Raw genomic sequence first — 14,613 nt, forward strand, 5'->3', positions numbered from 1 at the left:
GCTCCGCCGCCGAAGTCCAAGACGGCACCTGTGGTTGAGGCTCCGCAGCCGAAACCCAAGACCGGCACGGCATCGGTCGGCGACGCTCCGCCCCCGAAGCGTCGGGACTAAGAGGTCGTTCTGGCCGTTTCGCGCGAAATCGCCACTCCGCCCTCACGCGGAGCGTCGATTTCGCGCGAAATCGCCGTCGGGCCCTCACGGGAGCGCCGGTTTCGCGCGAAAACGGCGTCCTGCGTCTCAGCCGGTCACGTCTCACGCGTGCCCGCGCACGGTTCTGGAACGACGTCCAAGCCCACACCTCGAGGTGCGCTTCCGCGGGGTCGGCACCCACGCCGACCTCGACGCGTGGTTCAGCGCGGGGTTTTGGGCGTGACCAGGCCGGATTCGTAGGCCGCGATGACGAGCTGGGCCCGGTCCCGCGCGTGCAGCTTGGCGAGCAGGCGGCCGATGTGGGTCTTCACGGTCGGCATGGTCAGGTGGAGGTGTTCGGCCAGTTCCGCGTTGGACAGCCCGCGGGCCACCAGGACGAGCACCTCGAGCTCCCGGCCGGTCAGCGAACCCAGGTCGCGGGCCGGGATACCGGGCGGTTCCGGGCGGCGGGCGAACTCCGCGATCAGCCGCCGGGTCACCGACGGCGCCAGGAGCCCGTCGCCGGCCGCGACCACCCGGATCGCGGTGAGCAGGTCGGCCGGCGGGGTGTCCTTGAGCAGGAATCCGCTGGCCCCGGCGCGCAATGCCGCGTACACGTACTCGTCCAGGTCGAACGTGGTGAGGATCAGCACCCGCACGCCGGGAAGCCCGGGATCGTCGCAGATCCGCCGGGTCGCCTCGATGCCGTCCACGTCCGGCATCCGGACGTCCATCAGCACCACGTCCGGCCGAACCCGCCGGGCCGCCGCGACGGCCTCGCCGCCGGTTGCGGCCTCCCCGACGGCCTCGAGGCCGGGAGCGGTGTCGACGAGCAGCCGAAAGCTGCCGCGCACCAACGCCTGGTCGTCCACGACGAGCACGCGGATGGTCACCCGCGTTCCCCCTTTCCGCAGGGCAGCCGGGCCGTGACGCCGAATCCGCCGCAGGGGCGCGGCCCGGCGGTGAACTCGCCGCCGTACATCATCACCCGCTCCCGCATCCCCACCAGACCGTGCCCGTCGCCGGGCCGGCCAGCCCGCGTTCCGTCGTCCGCGACGTGCACGCCGACCGCATCCGCGCCGACATCGACGCGGACGGTGCAGCGAGCCGGAGCGGCGTGCTTGACGACGTTGGTGAGCGACTCCTGCACGATCCGGTAGACCGCGAGCTCCACCCCGGCGGGCGGGTGCCCGGTCCCGGTGATCTCCAGGTCGACGGAGACCCCGGCGGCGATCGCGCGATCGGCGAGTTCGCGCAGCGCAGCAAGGCCCGGAACGGGTTCGTGGGGCAGCGGTTCGGCGGATCGGAGCACCCCGAGCATGCCGCGCATCTCCAGCAGCGCGCTGCGGCTGGCCTCCTCGATGCCGCGCAGTGCTTCCCGGGCTTCGGCGGGCCGCTGCTCGGCGATGTGGTTGGCGACACCGGCCTGCACTGCGATCAGGCTGAGGTTGTGCGAGACGATGTCGTGCATCTCCCGCGCGATCCGCAGCCGCTCCTCGGCCCGGACGCGCCGGATCTCGCGTTCGGCGAAGGCATCGCGCTGCCGGAAGTGCGCGCCGAGCCCCCAAGCGCCACCGGCCAGCAGCCAGACGGCGCCGACCAGCCCGGCGATGTCGGCGACGTTCCCGGTGGGGGTGAGCACGGCCTCGCCCAGGAACAGTCCGATTGCGACGGTCAGCAATGCGGTCACCACGGCGGGCGCTGATCGCCGCAGCGGCTCGGAACGTCCCACGGCGTGCAGGGCGAGGGCGGTGGAGATGCAAGGCTCGCGGGTGATGTCGAGCAAGGTGGCCGCGGTCGTGGCCACCAGCACGACGGCGAGCACCGGCAGCGGCCACCTGCCGCGCACCGCGACGGGGAGGCCGACCGCTGCCGCGATCAGCCAGCCGAGCCAGGCCGGACCGGTGAAGACCGGCAGCCCGTCTGCGCCGTCCTGCATCGCGAAGGAGAGGTATGCGGCGCTGATCGCCACGCCCAGGACGGCATCGAGGAGAACGAGGCGGTTGCCGAGCACAGCGCGACACTAATCGCGCGGTCGGCGGAGGTCGTCCGACCGAGGTGTGCGAGTTCTCGACGCCCGTCATACCCGGGTATGACGGGAAAGTCCGGACCCCGGTCCGATGCCCGGACGGGCGCCGGGGCCGATCGTTCACCGCATGACGCACACTCGTTTCCCCGGCGCCTGGCCCGGCGGGCTGGCGCTGGTCCTCGGCCCGCTGTTCATGCTGGTCGGGGCCCTGCTCCGGGCCGGGCACAACTTCTTCTTCCCGGACCAGCTCGCCGCGTACGCCGCCGAACCGGCCCTGATCGCGGTCGCGTACAGCGCGTTCCTGATCGGCAACGTGGTGCTGTGGCCGGGAGTCGTGCTGCTCGCGCAGCGGATCGGCGGGAGCCGTCCCGGCTGGGCGATCTGGGGCGGGATGCTGACCGCCTTCGGCCTTTTCGCCCGCGCCTTCCACGCCGGCATCGACCACCTGGCGTTCCAGCTGGCGGATCTGCGGGGAGTGGCGTCCGCGACGAGCCTGGTGGGCGACGAGTACGGCGCCTACCACGTGATGAGCGCGCTGAACCCGGCGATCATGGCCGGTTGGGTGGTGCTGGCCCTCGGCGCCTGGCGGGCCGGTGTCCTCGGGCCGTTCCGGGCGGTGGCGTTGGGCCTGATGGCGGCGTTGCCGATCGGCGTCCTGAAGGGGACCACCGCGCTCTCGGTGATCGCGCTCGCCGGACTCGCGGTGGCCTTGGTGTCGCTGGGCTGGCAGGAGCTGCGCGCCGCACCCCGCCCGCCGGCCCGGCGAATCGCGTTCGCAGCGGCGGTGATCGCGGCGATGGCGCTCCTCGGAACGCTCGGCTGATGCCGGAACTGAAACGGCCCGGTGTCCGAAGTGGACACCGGGCCGTTTCGTCGTGTTGCTCAGCGGCCGCCGTTCTCCCGGCTCCTCGCCCGGACGCTGCGCACCGCGTTGATCAGGAACGCCGTGAAGATGATCCCCGCGACTCCCGCTCCGGCACCGCCCAGGGCGATGATCAGGGCCGGGTAATCCTTCTGCGGGATCACATCCGCGTCCAGCTTCGTCGGCTTCGGCGGCGGCGCCTGCTTGCCCCACTCGGCGGGCACCACGTCCGCCAGCGCCGCGGCCGGGTCGACCATGCCGTAGCCGACGATGTCGTTGCGCCCGTTGATGCCGCCCGGATGCAGCGCCGTCTCCTTGATCCGGTCCATGATCTGCCCGGCGGTCAGCGGCCGGTTCTCGCGGTCGTACTTCTCCTTGACCAGCACCGCCAGCCCGGCCACGTACGGCGCGGCGAAGCTGGTGCCCTGGATCGGGCCCGCCTGGCCGTTCTCTCCCGTGGCGATCTGGCTGGCCAGTCCTCTGCCGCCGACGCCGGGGTCGAGTGCGATCAGGTTCTCGCCCGGCGCGGCCACGTCCACCCACGGGCCCGGCACGGTGAACTCCGACGGAGCACCCTGCTGGTTCACCGAGGCGACGGTGAGCACGTACTCGTCGAACCAGGCCGGCAGCACCGCGGTCGTCGGGCTGCCGGAGGCGTTCTTCTGGCAGGCCTCGCCGGTGTTCCCGGCCGCCACGACGACCACGACGTTGCGTTCGTAAGCGCGCTTGACCGCGTTGTGCAACATCTGGTTGCCGTAGTCGTTGTAGTTGCTGGCCTGCGCGATCGACTGGCAGGACGACTGCGAGATGTTGATGACGCTCGCGTTGCGGTCCACCGCGTTGTTGATCGCCCTCGCCATCGTCTCGGTGTCGCCGATCGTGGCGTTGGTGGCCTCGTTGATCCACAGCTTGGAGGACTGCCGGAGCGACAGGATCTGGGCGTCCGGCGCGACCCCGACGTAGCCGGACTGGCCGGTGGGGTCCGGGCTCGCGGCGATGATGCCCGCCACGATCGTGCCGTGCCCGTCGCAGTCCTTGTCCGCACCGCCGTCCGGAACGCTGCTCCCGCCGTTGAGGACCTTGCCACCCAGGCGCGGGTGCGAGGCGTTCACGCCGGTGTCGATGACGGCCACCGTCTGCCCGGCACCGCTCAGGCCCTCATCGTGGGCCCGCTCGAAGCCGAGCACCAGCTGGCTCCACGGCTTCTCCTCGATCAGGGAGTTGCCGGGGTTGCCCCGCATGCAGCCTTGCTTCTGCTTGTAGTTCAGGGGCGTCAGGCCACCGGTGGCCACTTTGGACGGATCCAGTGGCGGCGGGCCGACGGTCTGCGCGACCGCAGGTGCCGTCGGACCGCCCAGCGCCAGCGTGCCCGCCGCGGCGAGCAGCGCGAATCCGCGCAGCCCGCCGCGGGAGCGGAAGGTCCTAGAGCGCATCACGCTGCCCCTCAGAAGAAGTTCAGGTTGAGGTCGCGGATCATCATGTAGAGGTCCATGGCGGCCAGTGCCAGCGGCAGCACCAGTGCGATCAGGACGGCTTCCAGGATGTCCACCATGCGGCGCTGCACCGGCGAGAACCGGCGGTTCGGGAACACCACGCCGAAGACGATCGACAGGATGCCGAGCAGCAGCAGCGGCGGGAACACCCAGGCGACGGCCAGCGGCCACTGCGCGACCTGCACGAGCAGTCCGATGGTGACGCCCAGCGAGGAGAGCAGACCGCTCAGCAGCAGCGCGATCGCCTGGCTGCCGTTGGCGTAGTTGCGGCCGCGCAGCAGCAGGACCGCCGAGACGACGATGGCGAACACCGCGCCCCAGATGCTGGCCGCGGCCGCGAGGATCGAGCCGAGCGCGGCGACCACGCCGCAGCCGATGATCAGGCCGGTCATGTACTGGTGCGCCAGGCCGGTCTGTCGCTCGATCATCCGGTAGTCCGGGAACCCGGTGTCTTCCTTGAGGTCCTCGGCGCTGCCCGGCACGTGCGGCAGCGGCAGCTTGGCGAGCTGGATGGTGATGCGCGGCAGCAGCGAGATGCCCGCCAGGCCGACGGCCGCGGCGCCCGCAGCGATGCCCGCGGTGGTCGCGGCGTCCACAAGGGTCGCGACGAGGAAGGCGATGGTGCCGAACGCCGCCGCCGTGGCGGCCGCGATGAAGGTGACGATGCCCGCGCCGATCACCATGATCGACACCGCCGCGAAGATCAGCGTCAGCGCGCTGGCCAGCAGCAACCGTGGTTCGAGCGCGTTGCCCGGCACGATGTTGAAGCCGGCGACGAACGCCATCGGCAGACCGCCGGCGGCGGCGATCACCGTGCCGGTGGTGGGGGCCGCGTAGGCGCGGGTCACGATCGACCCGACGCCGGTCGCGAAGATCGCCACCACGACCGCCGTCACGGCGGCCACGATCTGGTAGACGATCGGCGCGGTGCCCTCCATGGTGGGGTGCAGCAGCCCGGCCGGGCCCGCGAGTCCCAATGCGACGGCCGCGCCGATGAGCGCCAGCGCGCCGGCCGCGTGCCCGATCTTGGCCGCGGTTTCCTTCGTCCACGGCCGGTAGCTGCCCGGCTCCGCTTCCGCGAGCGCGTCAACGACGTCGTCGTACAGCGGCGGCGGCGGGTCGTCCGACCGGCGCCGCAACTGCAACATGTCGCCGTCGACGATTCCCTGCGAGGACAGCGTCTGACTCGGGTCGAGGGGCTGGCTCTCCCCGAGCTTGGCCAGGCACCACCCGCCGTGCCGGGAACCGCCGTCCGGGGTGATCCCGCGGGCCATGTCCAGCACCATCGGCAACAGATCGGCCACCGCTACGTCGGCGGGAAGCGCCAGGTCGATGCGAGTTGTAGGCGCCACCACCGTCACGCGGCTGAACACCGTGGTACCGGTCGCCACTTGGGCCCCCTACTCCCTGAGGTTGATTGCCTTGCTTCATTTGTGTCGCTGGGCTCGATCCAACCAAGGCCGGTTTTTCTTCCGAAACCCACCCGCCCGGTCGAAGAGCGCCCCTAGTATGGCCACACCGACCGTCGACGGGTGACAGGTTTGGTCGAACTCGTGCCAACTACTTCATATCTGGTTGGTCACGCCCGACTCGCTCCCCGGCGCCGGCGGTGTTGCGGCGATGCAGAATGCTGGCTGCGACACATTCGAGAGCACGTTTGACACGGAAAGGTTGTTGCGTCCGGTGAGCACGCTGCAGTTCAAGCGAACGCCACGCCTGGCCGCTCCCAGGCCACCGGGCGGGGAGGTGCACCTCGAACCACCGCCGGAGATTCCGCGGACGATTCCGGGCAACATCGTCCAGAAGGTCTTGCCGGGCGTCATGATCGTGGCCTCGCTGGGGATGATGGTCTTCATGCTCCAGCGGGCCAAGGACAACCCGATGATGATGATGATGCCGATGATGATGCTCATCTCAACGTTCGGGATGATGGCCGGCGGCGGCAAGGACGGCAGTCAGAAGAAGGCCGAGATGAACGAGGACCGCAAGGACTACCTGCGGTACCTCGGTCAGATGCGGGACCGCGCGCGGGAGGCGGCCGACGAGCAGCGCCTGGCGCGCGAGTGGGTGCACCCCGACCCGCAGACCCTGTGGTCGCTGGCCGCGGGCAGCCGGCGGATGTGGGAGCGCCGTCCCAACGACAACGACTTCTGCCAGGTCCGGGTCGGCCGCGGTTCGCAGCGGCTGGAAACCCGCCTGGTGCCGCCGCAGACCGGCCCCGTCGACGAGCTGGAGCCGATCACCACGCTGGCGCTGCGCCGCTTCGTGCGCGCCCACTCGCTGGTGCCGGAACTGCCGATCGCCACCTCGCTGCGCGGCTTCGCCGCCGTCGGCCTGCAGGGCGACCGCGAACTGGTGCGCGGCCTGGCCCGCGCGATCGTGTGCCAGCTGGCCACCTTCCACACCCCCGACGACGTGATGATCGCGGTCGCCAGCAGCGGCCGCGCGCGCACGGAGTGGGACTGGGTGAAGTGGCTGCCGCACGCGCAGCACCCGACCGAGACCGACGGCATCGGCCAGATGCGGTTGATGGCCGGTTCGCTGGGCGTCATCGAGCAGATGCTCGCCGAGCAGCTGGCAGATCGGCCGCGCTTCCAGCGCAACGCCGCGCCGCCGGACGGCCAGCCGCACATCGTGATCATCATCGATGACGCCGAGATCAGCCGCGAAGAGGCGCTCTACGTCGAGGGCGGCCTGGCCGGCGTCACCATGATCGACCTGTCCGACCTGCTCGGGCAGCTCACCGCGCGCCGCGGCATGCGGATGGTCGTGGAGGAGGACCGCATCGGTGCCCGCGGTGGGTCCGGTGTGGAGTGGTTCGGCAAGCCGGACTCGCTGACCATGGAGGAGGCCACCTCGCTGGCCCGCCAGATGGCCCCGTACCGGGTCGCCGGCGGCTTCTCCGCCTCCGACGCCGACAGCGGCGGCTACGAGCCGCTGACCACGCCGCTGAACTACATCGAGCAGTTGGGGCTGGCCGGTGACGTCGTCACCTTCGACCTCAACGAGGCGTGGCGGCCCCGGTCGCGCGACGACCTGTACCGCGTCGCGATCGGTCCTGGCGAGCAGGGCGAGATCGTGCACCTGGACATCAAGGAGACCGCCTCCGGCGGCATGGGCCCGCACGGGCTGTGCATCGGTTCGACCGGTTCCGGTAAGTCCGAGTTCCTGCGCACCATCGTGCTGGGCCTGATGGCCACCCACTCGTCGTCGATGCTCAACTTCGTGGTCGTCGACTTCAAGGGTGGTGCGACGTTCAACGGCTTCGAGCCCGCGCCGCACGTGTCGGCGTCGATCTCGAACCTGGAGGGCGACGGCTCGCTGATCGACCGCATGCAGGACGCGCTGGCCGGTGAGATGAACCGCCGCCAGGAGATCCTGAACAAGGCGGGCGCGAAGAACGTCTGGGACTACCGGAAGATGGGCGAGGCGGGCGACGAGCGCTGCGCCGAGCCGCTGCCCGCGCTGTTCGTGGTCATCGACGAGTTCTCCGAGCTGCTGTCGCAGCAGCCGGACTTCGCCGAGCTGTTCGTGATGATCGGTCGACTGGGTCGATCGCTGCAGGTCCACCTGCTGCTGGCCTCCCAGCGGCTGGAAGAGGGCAAGCTGCGCGGCCTGGACACGCACCTCTCGTACCGGATCGGTCTGAAGACCTTCAACGCGGCGGACTCCCGCGCGGCGATCGGTGTTCCGGACGCCGCCGACCTGCCCGCCACCGGTGGTCACGGTTACCTGAAGCACCCCAACGGCATGGAGCGGTTCCGCGCCGCGTTCGTGTCCGGCCACCTGCACCAGACCAGCGGACGCCGCCCGACGCTGAAGGGCGGCGCGGCCCCGGTCACCGGCGACAAGATGCCCCGGGAGTTCATCCCGGACTACATCGAGAAGCCGCCGGAACCGGAGAAGCCGGTCGTCGAGGAGGTCAAGGAGCAGAAGAGCGACCTCGACCCGACGGACTTCCAGATCATCATCGACAAGATTCGCGGGCAGGGCCCGCCGGCGCACGCGGTGTGGCTGCCGCCGCTGGACACACCGCCCACTTTGGACGCCCTGCTGCCGCCGATGCAGCAGACCGACGACCGCGGCTACACGGCCGCGGGCTACTCGGGCAGCGGTCGGCTCCAGGTGCCGGTCGGCCTGATCGACGTCCCGTACCACCAGCGGCAGGACCCGATGGTGGTGGACCTCGGTGGTCAGGGCGGTCACGGCGCGATCGTCGGCGGTGTCGGTGCCGGCAAGTCGAACACGGTGCGTGCGCTGATCGCCTCGATGGCGCTGACGCACACGCCGCAGGAAGTGCAGTTCTACTGCGTCGACCTCGGTGGTGGTTCGATCGGCGCGCTGCGCGGCCTGCCGCACATGGGCGGCTACGGCACGCGGCGCGACCAGGACACCGTCCGGCGGACGATCGCGGAGCTGAAGACGATGCTGGCCGACCGCGAAGGCCGGTTCCAGCAGCACGGCGTCGAGAACATGAACGACTACCGCAACCGGAAGCGGCGCGGTGAGTTCGAGGACGACCCGTTCGGCGACGCGTTCCTGATCATCGACGGGTGGCGGACGTTCCGCGAGGAATTCGAGGCGCTCGAACAGGACGTGCTGGGCCTGGCGGCCAACGGCCTGGCCTTCGGCGTGCACGTGATCGTCACCGCGGCGCGGTGGGCGGAGATCCGCCCGGCGATGAAGGACCTGATGCAGACCCGCATCGAGTTGCGCCTCGGTGACCCGAGCGAGTCGGAGATCGACCGCAAGTTCGCGGTGAAGGTGCCGCCGGGGCGTCCCGGCCGCGGCATGCACGGCACCAAGCTGCACTTCCTGACGGCCCTGCCCCGCGTGGACAGCGAGAAGATCGGTGACCGCGTCGAGGCGGAGATCGAGCAGGTCAAGCGGGACATCGAGGAGGGCAAGGAGGTCCGCGCCCCCCGGATGGGCTGGGAGCTGTACAACGACGACCTCCCCGACGGCGTCGCCGACCTGGTGAACCGGGTCAAGAGCTCGTGGAAGGGGCGTCCGGCGCCGCAGGTCCGGCTGCTGCCCGATCTGCTGCCGTACCAGCAGTTGCCGCGTCCGGAGCAGCAGCCGAACCCGAAGCTGGTGCCGATCGGCATCAACGAGGACGGCCTGCACCCGGTGTACCTGGACTTCAACGCCGAGCCGAACTTCTACGCGTTCGGCGAGCGGGAGTCGGGCAAGACGGCGTTGCTGCGGACCATCGTCCGCGGTATCACCGAGCGGTACAGCCCGAAGGAAGCGCTGATCATGCTGGTCGACTACCGGCGCAGCCTGCTCGGCGTCCTGCCGGAGTCGCACAAGCTGGACTACGTGGTCAACGCGGATCAGCTGAAGGGCGATGTCAAGGACATCTGCGGGTCGTTGAAGAAGCGGTTGCCGGGTCCGGATGTCACGCAGGAGCAGTTGCGGAACCGTTCCTGGTGGAAGGGTCCGGAGCTGTTCGTGATCGTCGACGACTACGAGCTGGTGGCGCCGCAGGGCGGCAACCCGCTGGCGCCGTTGGCGGAGTTCGTGCCGCAGGCCAACGATGTGGGTCTGCACATCGTGGTGGCGCGCAACTCCGGTGGTGCCAGCCGTGCCCTGTACGAGCCGATCATCGGCAAGATGCGGGAGACGTCGTCGCCGGGTCTGGCGATGAGCGCGAACAAGGACGACGGTCAGCTGGTGGCCAACATCAAGTCGCGGCAGCTGCCGCCTGGCCGGGGCACCCTGGTCAGCCGCAGCCTGCGCGGCGGGCCGCAGATGATCCAGACCGCGTTCCTCCAGCCGGAGTGACGATGGGCTAGCGCGAAAAACCTCCCCCGCCTCCGGGCGGGGGAGGTTTTTCGTTGGGAAGCGCCGGAAGGCGCGGACCCCGATCACGTGTGAGGTGGCGGTATGAGCGGATTCATCAAGCCGGTCGGCTGGAGCGAGCGCCTCGCGCGCCGCAAGGCGGACGACGAGCGGTTGCTCCAGGAGTACGCCCGCGGTGAAGGGGCCGGCCGGAACCTGCGGCCGCTGCGCGACTGGGTGCACCACGTGCGCCAGGACATCGGCGCGAACGGCGTCATCACCAAGGTGGAGCTGAAGCCGGACGGCGAAGTGGTCGCGTGGTTCTACGTGGAGCCGGAACCGGAGGAACAGCCGGCGCCGCCGCCCGAAACGCGGCTGCCGAACGTCCCCGTGGTGACGAGCGTCGACGTCCCCGAGATGCCGACGCGCTCCGAGACGCCGACGCGCTCCGAACCGCGCCAGGCCACGGCCGCCCGGAGCCTGCCGACCGAAGCGCAGACCTGGTGACAGAACTCCCGCAAGCGGTCCACTTCGGACTTGTCTGACGCGCTGAACCTCCTCCCCTCCGGGCAGGGGAGGTTCTTCAGTTGTGGGGCAACGGCTTCCGGGCGATCAGGCGGGCCGTTGCTCGAAGCCGGCCAGGACGGAGTCGAGGAGGCCGGGGAAGCGCGCCTCCAAGTCGTCGCGGCGGATCTCGACCCAGCGGTTGCGGCCGTCGACGAACGTCGTGCTCAGGCCCGCCTCGCGCAGCACGCGCCAGTGGTGGGAGAGCGTCGGCGCGCTGATGTCGACGTCGTAGGCGTGCAGCGAGCAGGTCATCGGGTCCTTCGCCTGGCTGAGCTCGTGGAGCAGTTCGAGCCGCACCGGGTCGGCGAGGGCGTGCAGCACCTTCACGATGTCCAGATCGTTGCGGCTCGGTTGCGGGAGGGTGCGCGTCACGGGCGTCCAGCCTGCCTTCGATTCGATCGTTTGACAATCATCGAATAGTAGGACACGATCATGCGCCGTGACGATTCGACGATCATCAAATGATGGCTTGCGGCGGGGTGCGCTGACCGTGCTCGCGGTGGGCACCTTCGCGCTCGGCGCGGACGGGTTCATCCTCAATGGACTGCTGCCCCAGATCGCCCACGACCTCGCTGTTCCCGAATCGGTCGCCGGCCAGCTCACCACGATCTTCGCGGTGACCTACGCCGTGGCCTCGCCGATCATCGCCTCGGTCACCGGCAGCTGGGACCGGCGGCTGCTGCTCGGCGGCGGCCTCGCGCTGTTCACCGCGGGCATGGCGGGCCAAGCGCTCGGCGAGACCTACGCGGTGGTCGCGGTGGCCCGGGTCCTGGCGGCGCTCGGCGCGGCGGCCTTCCAGTCGAACGCCTACGCGGTGGCCGGCGCATTGGCCGCGCCGGAGCAGCGCGGGCGCGCCCTGGCCGCGGTCGCGGCGGGGATGACCGTGTCGACGGTGCTCGGCGTGCCGCTCGGGGTGCTGGGCGGCCAGTGGTTCGGTTGGCGGCCGATCATGTGGGCGATCGGCGTGATCGGGGTGCTGGTGGCGGTCGCGATTCCGGCCCTGCCCGCGGTGCGCTTGCCCGCGGTGCGGCTGGCCGAGCGGCTCGCCGTGCTGGTGCGGCCGTCGATCCTCCGGGTGCTGGCGATCACCGTGGTCGGGATGTTCGCCGGCTTCACCGTCACCGGGTACCTGCCGCTGCTGCTCGGCCGGTTCGGGAGCGGGGCGGTCCTGTCCTGGGTGCTCGTGGCGTTCGGGGTGGGGCAGGTCCTGGGCAACTCGCTGGCGGGCCGGTGGACCGACAGATTCGGGGCGCGCCCGGTGCTGTTGCTGTCGCTGGGCGGCAGCGTCCTGGTGTTCGCGCTGTTCAACTGGGGTGTGTCGACCCTGCCGACGACGCTGTCGGTCGGCATCGCGGCGGGCGTGTTCGGCGGCATGCTGATGGTGCCGCAGCAGCACAGGCTGTTCGCGCTGGCCCAGGACGCCCCGACGGTGGCCCTCGGGCTGAACGGATCGGCGATCTACGTCGGAGCCGCGCTGGGTTCGGCGGTGGGCGGCGGGGTGCTGGCGACGGCCGGAGCCGCCTGGGTGGCACCGGCGGCCGCAACGGTCGCGGCCCTCGGCCTCCTGCTGGCGCTGGCGACGGCGATGCCCCGGAAGGCGGCCGCCCCGGCGCAGACGGCGAACGCCTGAGAAGAGCTGTCGGTCCACTTCGGACGTCCCGACTCCTGCCCTGCAGCACACCGCGTGCAGGCTTGCACCACTCGGGGAGCCCGACACCCGCGAGGAGCTCCTGCGGCGCCTTCGGATGGCAACAATCCGTGACGGGTGCTCGCGCTGATCGCCCGGTCAGGGGCAGACTGTTGGTGCGCTCGCACCCTTAACCTCTAGGGTGCTCGGGGGGAGTCGGCGCGCCGGATCGGCGGTCGGACGACAGACGTCGCCGGAAAAGGCGCTTCGGCGACGGTGAAGGAGTTCTGGGTGTCCCTGCACGTCTCGATCGACTTCGGCACCTCGAGCACATGCACGGTGGTGTCAGTCGGCGGTGCCGAACCGCAGGTGGTCGTCATCGACGGGCAGCCGCTGGTGCCGTCCGCGGTGTTCGCCGCGGCCGACGGCACGCTGTTCGTCGGGCACGAGGCCGAACGCCAGGCCGCGGTCGACCCGGCCCGCTTCGAGCCGCACCCGAAGCGCCGCATCGACGAGGGCGAGCTGCTGCTCGGCAGCAGCGTGCTGAAGGTCGCCGACGTGATCCGCGCCGTGCTGCAGCGCGCGGTCGGCGAGGCCCGCCGCTTCGCCGGCGGCGCGGCCGTCGACCTGCTGGTGCTGACCCACCCCGCGGACTGGGGCTCGATGCGCACCGCGGCGCTGCGCCAGGCCGCCGCCGGCCTGGGCAAGGAACTCGTCATGGTGCCGGAACCGGTCGCGGCGGCGGTGTTCCACTCCGCCGGGCACGGGCTCCCCGACGGCGGCGCGCTGGCGGTGCTCGACCTCGGCGGCGGCACCGTGGACGCCAGCGTCGTCCGCAAACAGGGCTCGTCGTTCCAGGTGCTCGCCACCCGCGGCGAACCGAACTTCGGCGGCGCCGACATCGACCAGGCGCTGCTGGACCACATCGGCCGGCTCGTCTCCGGCACCGACCCCGAAGCCTGGAGCCAGCTCGTCGAGGGCCGCGAGATGCCCGATCGCCGCCGTCGCCGGGTGGTGCGGCAGGACGTCCGCGGCGCCAAGGAAACCCTGTCCCGGCACGCCTACACCGACGTGCCGATGCCGCCGCCGTTCTCCGACGCGCACGTCACCCGCGTCGACCTGGAGGCGCTGATCGCCGCGCCGCTGGCCAAGTCCGCCGACCTGGTGCTGACCACGCTGCGCGAGGGCAAGGTGGCCCGGCAGCAGCTGGCCGGGGTGTTCCTGGTGGGCGGTTCGAGCCGGATCCCGATGGTGGCGCGGCTGATCCACGAGCGCACCGGCGTCGTTCCGACCACATTGGACCAGCCCGAGACGGTCGTGGCGCGCGGCGCGTTGCGCGCGGTCCGGCTCGACCCGGACCGCAGCGGTGGGCTGGCGCCCGCCGGCGCCTGGGCGGGCACCTCGACGGTGCGATCGCATCCGCTCCCGGTGGTCCCGCCCCAGACCGGCCCCGGCGTGACCGCGGGCGACTCGCTCAGCGGGGCCCGGACCGTCGTCATCGGCGGCAGCGATCAGACGATGCCGGTCGCGCACCAGCGCAGCCGCGGGAAGAACAACAAGCTGCCGTGGCTGATCGGCGCCGGCGCCGCGGCCGTGGTGGCCGCGGGCGTGGTCCTGACCCTGGTCCTGACCAGCGCCGGCCAGCCGCAGGCCGGACCGGAGGTGCCGCCCCGGGTGATCGTGCAGTACGACTACGAATTCGCCTATCCCAGCGACTGGAAGCAGATCGGCGGCGACGCGAAGAAGTGGCAGACCATGATCGGCCCGCAGAACGATGAGCAGGACTCATTGATCGCGGTCGAGGAGGGCAAGCTCAACTTCGACACCGACACCGACCGGAACCGGGCGGTCCAGCAGCTGCTCAGCGACTACCAGCAGAACGTGGCGAACGGCGCGCAATTCTCCCTGTTCAACGCATCCACCAGTTTCGCGGGCCGGGACGTGGTCTACTACCGGCAGAAAATGCAGGCCGCGACGGTCGAGTGGTACGTGGTGCACCAAGGACAATTCCGGGTCAGCGTCGGCTGCAAGTACGGCGAGGTCGGCAAGGATGACGTGCTCCGCGCCTGCCAGCAGGTCGTCGGGTCGCTCAAGGTGCGTTGAACCGGCGGTGAATTCGCCG

The 14,613-nt window shown here is 70.8% G+C and carries 10 protein-coding genes; 5 read left to right on the top strand and 5 right to left on the bottom strand.

All coding sequences use genetic code 11. The features are described 5' to 3' along the window. Nucleotides 1-350: 350 nt before the first annotated feature. Nucleotides 351-1,022 carry a response regulator transcription factor gene (locus tag AB0H93_RS22580; RefSeq protein ID WP_358574973.1) on the bottom strand — a complete coding sequence of 224 codons (672 nt, stop codon included), beginning with the start codon at nucleotides 1,020-1,022 and terminating at the stop codon, nucleotides 351-353. Beyond that, entirely contained in the window at nucleotides 1,019-2,143 is a 1,125-nt protein-coding gene (locus AB0H93_RS22585; RefSeq protein WP_358574974.1) for a sensor histidine kinase, read from the bottom strand. Before AB0H93_RS22585 ends, AB0H93_RS22580 begins: the two co-directional genes overlap by 4 nt. 142 nt (nucleotides 2,144-2,285) lie before the next feature. On the opposite strand from AB0H93_RS22585, the gene AB0H93_RS22590 reads away from it, so the two are divergent. Then, nucleotides 2,286-2,981 (top strand): hypothetical protein, encoded by a 696-nt coding sequence (locus AB0H93_RS22590; RefSeq protein ID WP_358574975.1) that lies wholly within the window; start codon nucleotides 2,286-2,288, stop codon nucleotides 2,979-2,981. A gap of 59 nt (nucleotides 2,982-3,040) precedes the next feature. On the opposite strand, the gene mycP is transcribed toward AB0H93_RS22590, so the two are convergent. Continuing rightward, the gene (gene mycP, locus AB0H93_RS22595) at nucleotides 3,041-4,453 is read right to left on the bottom strand and encodes a type VII secretion-associated serine protease mycosin (protein WP_358574976.1); all 1,413 of its coding nucleotides are present in this window, start codon (nucleotides 4,451-4,453) and stop codon (nucleotides 3,041-3,043) included. A gap of 11 nt (nucleotides 4,454-4,464) precedes the next feature. Continuing rightward, complete coding sequence (gene eccD, locus AB0H93_RS22600) at nucleotides 4,465-5,904, bottom strand: type VII secretion integral membrane protein EccD (protein ID WP_358574977.1); 1,440 nt, start codon at nucleotides 5,902-5,904, stop codon at nucleotides 4,465-4,467. 292 nt (nucleotides 5,905-6,196) lie between these two features. On the opposite strand from eccD, the gene eccCa reads away from it, so the two are divergent. After that, entirely contained in the window at nucleotides 6,197-10,300 is a 4,104-nt protein-coding gene (gene eccCa / locus AB0H93_RS22605; protein ID WP_358574978.1) for a type VII secretion protein EccCa, read from the top strand. A 102-nt stretch (nucleotides 10,301-10,402) separates the two neighbouring features. Further along, nucleotides 10,403-10,804, top strand: coding sequence for a hypothetical protein (locus tag AB0H93_RS22610; RefSeq protein WP_358574979.1), 402 nt, complete (start codon nucleotides 10,403-10,405; stop codon nucleotides 10,802-10,804). Nucleotides 10,805-10,909: 105 nt separating this feature from the next. Here AB0H93_RS22610 and AB0H93_RS22615 read toward each other — a convergent pair whose 3' ends face one another. Then, nucleotides 10,910-11,236, bottom strand: a complete 327-nt coding sequence (locus AB0H93_RS22615) for a helix-turn-helix transcriptional regulator (protein WP_358574980.1) — start codon at nucleotides 11,234-11,236, stop codon at nucleotides 10,910-10,912. Nucleotides 11,237-11,333: 97 nt separating this feature from the next. On the opposite strand from AB0H93_RS22615, the gene AB0H93_RS22620 reads away from it, so the two are divergent. Together AB0H93_RS22620 and AB0H93_RS22625 are read left to right on the top strand one after the other, a co-directional pair. Next, the gene (locus tag AB0H93_RS22620; protein ID WP_358574981.1) at nucleotides 11,334-12,494 is read left to right on the top strand and encodes an MFS transporter; all 1,161 of its coding nucleotides are present in this window, start codon (nucleotides 11,334-11,336) and stop codon (nucleotides 12,492-12,494) included. 288 nt (nucleotides 12,495-12,782) lie between these two features. Beyond that, on the top strand, nucleotides 12,783-14,594 hold the full coding sequence (locus tag AB0H93_RS22625) for a type VII secretion-associated protein (protein WP_358574982.1): 1,812 nt from the start codon (nucleotides 12,783-12,785) through the stop codon (nucleotides 14,592-14,594). Nucleotides 14,595-14,613: the final 19 nt, after the last annotated feature.

The organism is Saccharopolyspora sp. NPDC050642 (assembly GCF_040654735.1).
Classification (GTDB): Bacteria; Actinomycetota; Actinomycetes; order Mycobacteriales; family Pseudonocardiaceae; genus Saccharopolyspora; species Saccharopolyspora elongata.

Coding starts and splice junctions, on each gene's coding strand:
- AB0H93_RS22610 (WP_358574979.1), top strand. CDS start 10,403: ATGAGCGGATTCATCAAGCCGGTCGGCTGGAGCGAGCGCCTCGCGCGC.
- mycP (WP_358574976.1), bottom strand. CDS start 4,453: ATGCGCTCTAGGACCTTCCGCTCCCGCGGCGGGCTGCGCGGATTCGCG.
- AB0H93_RS22590 (WP_358574975.1), top strand. CDS start 2,286: ATGACGCACACTCGTTTCCCCGGCGCCTGGCCCGGCGGGCTGGCGCTG.